This window comes from Actinoplanes sp. NPDC051633 (assembly GCF_040681735.1).
Taxonomy (GTDB): Bacteria; Actinomycetota; Actinomycetes; order Mycobacteriales; family Micromonosporaceae; genus Actinoplanes.
In genome coordinates, this window is sequence record NZ_JBFAZH010000474.1 from 1 (window position 1) to 5620 (window position 5620).

General features: G+C 75.6%; 3 protein-coding genes. All 3 read right to left on the reverse strand.

Features of this window, described 5'->3' with window-relative positions; genetic code table 11:
• Positions 1-17 precede the first annotated feature (17 nt).
• The gene (locus AB0M20_RS24175; RefSeq protein WP_364301734.1) at positions 18-1010 is read right to left on the reverse strand and encodes a class I SAM-dependent methyltransferase; all 993 of its coding nucleotides are present in this window, start codon (positions 1008-1010) and stop codon (positions 18-20) included.
• The gene (locus tag AB0M20_RS24180) at positions 1007-3439 is read right to left on the reverse strand and encodes a glycosyltransferase (RefSeq protein ID WP_364301736.1); all 2433 of its coding nucleotides are present in this window, start codon (positions 3437-3439) and stop codon (positions 1007-1009) included. Before AB0M20_RS24180 ends, AB0M20_RS24175 begins: the two co-directional genes overlap by 4 nt.
• 29 nt (positions 3440-3468) lie before the next feature.
• A partial coding sequence (locus AB0M20_RS24185) for a [protein-PII] uridylyltransferase (protein ID WP_364301738.1) occupies positions 3469-5620 on the reverse strand: 2152 nt, incomplete at its 5' end.

Below are 5620 nucleotides of genomic sequence, written 5' to 3' on the forward strand. Positions count from 1 at the left end.
CACCTGCGTCTGCGCGGTCAGGACGGTAGCGGGGACAGGGCGGGCGGGTGCGTGAGCACCGTCCAGCCGCCGGTCGGCAACGGCGCCGGGACAAGCCCGTCGAAGCCGCGTGGGCGCGGGATCGGGCCGTCCTCGACCACCACCGCGGCGCCGGCGGCGAGGCGGCGGCCCAGCACGTGCAGCGCCGGCGCGAGCGCGTCCGACCCGGCCGGGGACGGACCGGTGACGATCAGCAGGCCGATGTCCTTGAGGGCGTCCAGGGCGTCGACGTCGTACCAGTCGGTGCTGCGGCCGTCGACGGTCAGCTCGGCCGGGGCGGCGTGCACGATCTCGGTGGCGGTGAGGCCGTGCGCCAGCACGTCGGCACGGGCGCGGGCCACGCGGCCGGCGTCGTGGTCGACGGCCACGAGGCGGCCCGACTCCTGGGCCGCGTACCCGAGCCAGATCGTGGCCGGACCCACGCCCAGCGCGACCGTCAGGGCGGGTCTGCGGTCGCGCACCAGGTGCAGCAGGCCCAGCAGGTCGGCCGGGCGCGGGCCGGAGGGCATCGGCGCGCGGGGTGTCACCGTGCGGAAGAGCTGGAACATCGCCTGCATCTCGCCATGTTGCCCGCGCAGCAACGACTCGGCACCTTCGGGCGTCAGGCGGTCGGCGCGCGCGATCGCCGCCGTCATCTCGAGGTGCCGGTCGCCGGCCTCCAGCCGCTCCTTCTCCACCGCGGCGATCACCCGGCGCTGCACCTGCTCGGTGAGCAGCCGCAGGTCGTGGATCGCCTCGTGCTGCGCGCGGAAGAGGCCGGCCGCCCGCCGTGACATCTGCCACAGGCCGGCCAGGCCGACGGTGATCAGCAGCGTCAGCAGCGCCATCGCGAGCGGCACCCGGCCGGTCAGCGCGACCGTCGCGACGGCCGCGCCGGCGACCACGAGTGCGAGGAGGCCGGTGGCGGTCCTCGAGGTCACGCCGAGCAGCCGCCTCGCCACGCGGCGAGCGAGCTGGTGCAGGCGGCTCATGGGCGTCCTCTCATCACTGCGTCGACGAACAACTCCGGGTGGTGGGCCCTCGGAACCACCGCTCGGGCGCGCCGGCTCTGCTCGGCGAAGAGCTCTCGGTCCGAAGCATATCGACGCACGGTCTCCGGCATCTCGGCCGGTTCGGCGTAGACCGCGGCGTCGCCGTAGAGCGCGGCGGACCGCTCCGGGAGGATCACGACACATCCGGCGGCGGCCGCCTCCAGCGCGGGGCGGGAGAGCGTCCCGGCGGCGGCCGGGCCGGGCACGTGCAGATAGAAGTCGAGCTGGTGGAGGAACGGCCGCGGCGCGACCGCGGCGGCCGCGAAGACGAGCCAATCTGAGGGTACGCCCGGAGCGACCGAATCCGGCGGCCCGTCCGCCAGCCGCAGCCGCACGTCCACATCGGACAGCCGGGCGAGCGTGGTGATCGGGTCGCCGTCGCACAGGTCGGCGCCGACGATCGGCCCGCCCTCGCTCGCGCCGGTCCGGCGGGCATGCCAGCCACTCGCGTCGACGACCGCCGGCAGGTCCGCCGCGGTCAGCTCCAGCCCGGGTGGCAGCGCCGCGCGCACCCCGGCGTCCTGCGGGCACCACACGGCGGACCGGCCGAACACCCGCCGGATCCGGGCCGCGCACTCCCCCGGGTCGTACGAATCGTCCGCGCGGTCGGCGACCACCAGCACCCGGGCGGCCGCCAGCGCGCTCGGGTCGTCCGGCGCGTACTGCAGCACCTCGGCCTGCCGCACCAGCAGCAGCTCCGTGCGGCACGCATCGGTCAGGTGCACGTGCTCGACCACGCCGGCGTTGACCAGCTCCTGGATCGCCGGGCACGACGGGATCCGCAGCCGGTGCGCCTGCCGGTACGCGTCCATCTGCACCAGAGCGACGCGCAGCCCCGCCGCGGCCAGCGCCCGCATCTCGTCCACTGCCGACCGGACCGGCCCGGTCGCGTACCGCCAGTCGCCGGCGACCACCACGTCGAACGCATCGTCGCGAGCCTGCCCGAGCAGATGCGGCGGCGCCGGGAACGGGCGGTCCGTGCCGTCGGCCGGCCGGAACGGCTCCGCCTCCCCGGCGGCGATCGCCTTGTGCCAGTGCAGATACGCCGACCGGTACGCGACCCGGGCCGGGTGCATCCAGTGCGGCCGGATCTCGGCGCGGGACAACGAGTTCTCGGTCAGCCGGATCAGCGCGAGCGGCTCGTCGAGGTGCCGGATCGCGTCCGCCCCGAACGCGGCCCCGATCCGTCCGATGTACTCGGAGTCGGCCGCCTTGCGCAGCCGGTCGAAGTAGCCGATCCGGCTCACCACCGTCGCCCGCCGCAGCACCAGCGACGACGGGTTGAACCGGCCGGTGCGCACGCCGGCGCGGTTGAGCAGCAGGTCGGCGGTCACCGACAGGCCCTCGCTGGTGCTGGCCACCAGCGACGGGTCGGCGAGCAGCGGCGCGACCTGCTTCTCCAGCCGGCGCGGGTGCGACCAGTCGTCGTCGTCCTGAAAGGCGACGAACTCGCCGCCGGCCATGTCCAGCCCGACGTTGCGGGCGGCATAGGTGCCCATGTTGCGGGGCTGCCGGACGATGCGGACCCGCTGGTGGGAAACCCGCTCCAGCACGGCGTCGTACTCCGGCGGCGAGGCGTCGTCCACGACGATGATCTCGATGTTGCGCCACGTCTGGGCGAGGATCGACCGCACCGCGGTGATCAGTCCCTCGTCCGGCCGGTAGGACGTGATCACCACCGAGACCCGGTGCGGCGCCTCGACTTCGGCCGGTGGCGTCGCCGGGCCGAGCCGGTCGAAGGCGCACAGGTTCTGCGGCCGGGTCGGGCTCCCGTCGAGCGTGGGCGCCGGATCCGGCAGCAGGGCCCGGAAGGCGGCCAGCCAGGGCTCCGGCGGACGCTCGGCGCTGTCTTCAGTCCGCTCAAGGGTGGTGGCGGGGCTGCGGACGGCAAAGCTGTCTTCAGTCCGCTCAAGGGTGGTGGCGGGGCTGCGGACGGCGAACGGGTTCAGCAGGTCCACCTCGAGCGCCGCGCGCACCGCGGGCCGCATCCGCCGGTACGCCTTCAGCAGCGCCGCCGTCTCCTCCGGGCCGTCCCAGGCCAGCGTCAGCTGCGCGTGCAGCGACTGATGGGCCGGCGACAGGGCGTACGCGCCGTACGTGTCGCGGATCAGCGCGTACAGCGCGAGCGCGTCCCGCCGGTCGCCGGGCAGGCGGTCCTGCAGCGCGATCGTCTGGGCCAGCGCCGCCAGCAGCGCGGGCCGGGCCTTGGGTCGCAGCCGGCGCAGCCACCGGCGATCGCCGCGCCGGGCGGCGCCGAGCAGCGCGGCCACGCCGGGCACCAGCGCGGCCCGGGCGAGCAGGTCGCGAGCCGCGATCGAGCCGTTCCGGACGGCGGTCGCGCTCAGCGTCGGCCCGCTCGCGTCCAGCACATCACTTCAACGCGCCGGCGCCGCGTTGGTTACACGGCATCGATGACGGCGGCCTCGACCTTGCCGTCGATGTAGTCGCCGACCAGGTAGAACGCGTCGACCACGTCACCGCCCAGCGTGGAGATGCGGGCCGCGCGCACCTCGGCGCCGCTCTCGTCCAGCGCGGTGGTCACCCGATAGAGCAGTCCGGGCGAGTCGGCCGCCCGCAGCTCCAGAACCGCCGCGTCGGTGGCGATCTCGCGGTGCCACACCACGCGCGGCTCGGCGGCGTGGCCGCGGGCGCTCATCGCGCGGGCCCGCACCCGCTGGGTCACCGACACGTCGCCGGCGGCCACCCTGCGCAGGTCCGCGGCCAGCGCCACCGGGTCGTACGGCGAGCCGAACCGTGGCTGGGTCTGGAACTCCACGATGGCTCGACCATCCACGGTGGACGCGTCGGCGCTGGACACGTCGAGCCGGTGCATCGCCAGGCAGGCGGCGACCGCGGAGAGCAGACCCCTGCGGTCGGCGGCGGCCACCGCCACCCGGTCACCGTCCAGGTGCACCGCGGGCAGTTCGCCGGCCAGCAGCTCCGGGTCCGGCTGCGGCGGCGCGGGCAGCGCGCCGGTGTCCAGGGCGGTGTGCACCTTGCCGACCAGATCGGCGATCAGCCGGTCCTTCCAGTCCGACCAGGCGGCCGGGCCGGTGGCCCGGGAGTCGGCGGAGGCCAGCGCGTGCAGCAGGTCGAGCGTGGTGGTGTCGCCGACCGTCTCGGCCACCGTGGAGATCGTCACCGGGTCGCTCAGGTCGCGGCGGGTCGCCACGTCGGGCAGCAGCAGGTGCAGGCGGACCAGCTTCTCGACGGTCGCCACGTCGGCCGGCGGGAACCCGATGCGGGCCGCGATCTCGGCCGCGATCGGTGCGCCGACGACGCTGTGGTCCCCCGGCAATCCTTTGCCGATGTCGTGCAGGAAGGCGCCGATCAGCAGCAGGTCGGGGCGGTCCACCTCACGGGTGTGCGCGGTCGCCTCGTAGGCAGCCTGGACCAGGTGCCGGTCGAGGGTGAAGCGGTGCACCGGGTGGTGCTGCGGCAGGCTGCGGATCCGAGCCCACTCGGGCAGCCACGCGTCGATCAGCCCGTACCGGTCGCAGGTCTCCCAGGTGGGCAGCAGGCCGGCGCCGGAGCCGAGCAACGAGACCAGCGCGGCGCGGGCCGACGACGGCCACGGGGCCGGCAACGGCGGGCAGAAGGCGGCCAGCCACTCACTGGTCGCGCGGGCGATCGGCAGCCGGGTGGTCGCGGCCGCCGCGGCCACCCGCAGCGAGAGACTCGGGTCCGGCACGGGACCGATCGCGGTACGCGCCAGCACCAGCTCGCCGTCCTGCTCCACCACGTCCCGCGCCACCGGGCGGCGGGCCGGCACACCGGGCGGCATCCCCCGGCGGCGTCCGTTGCGCAGCCGGTCGGTCGCCCGCCACGCGTCGTCGAGGGCGTGCGCGATGGTCCGGGCGTCGCCGGCCACCCGGCGCAGCAGCGCGTCCCCGTCGTCGAGCTCGAGCAGCTCGGCCACCGCCGCCCGTTCCTGCGCGACGAGCCGGTCGACCCGGCGCCCGACCGCGAGGTGCAGCGCGTCGCGGGTGTCCAGCAGCCGCAGGTTCGCGGCGCGGACCGCGGGCCGCAGGGTGTCCGCCACGCCGGCCCGGCCGATGCCGCGCAGGATGGTCATGTCGCGCAGCCCGCCGGCCGCCTCCTTGAGGTCGCCCTCGAGCAGGAAGGCGAGCTCGCCGTGCTGCGCCCAGCGCGCCTGGGTCAGCTCCCTGAGCTGTGGCATGAGCCGCACGGCGGTACGCCGCCACTGGTCGCCGGCGGCCGTGACCAGATCCTCGGCCAGGCGCCGGTCCCCCGCGACGTAGCGGGCGTCGAGCAGCCCGAGGGCGACCTTGACGTCGTCGTGCGCCACCGACAGCGCCTCCGGCAGCGTGCGCACGGAGTGGTCCAGGCCGAGCTTGGCGTCCCAGACCGGATACCAGAGCGCCGACGCGATGCGGTCGATCCCGGCCTGCCCGTCGTGCAGCAGCACCAGGTCGAGGTCGCTGTGCGGCGCGCAGTCGCGCCGCCCGAGCCCGCCGACCGCGACCAGGCTCACCCCGGGCAGGTGGCTGGGGAAGAGCCCCGCCAGCCAAGTGTCGAGCGCCGCCGCC

Coding starts and splice junctions, on each gene's coding strand:
- AB0M20_RS24175 (WP_364301734.1), bottom strand. CDS start 1,010: ATGAGCCGCCTGCACCAGCTCGCTCGCCGCGTGGCGAGGCGGCTGCTC.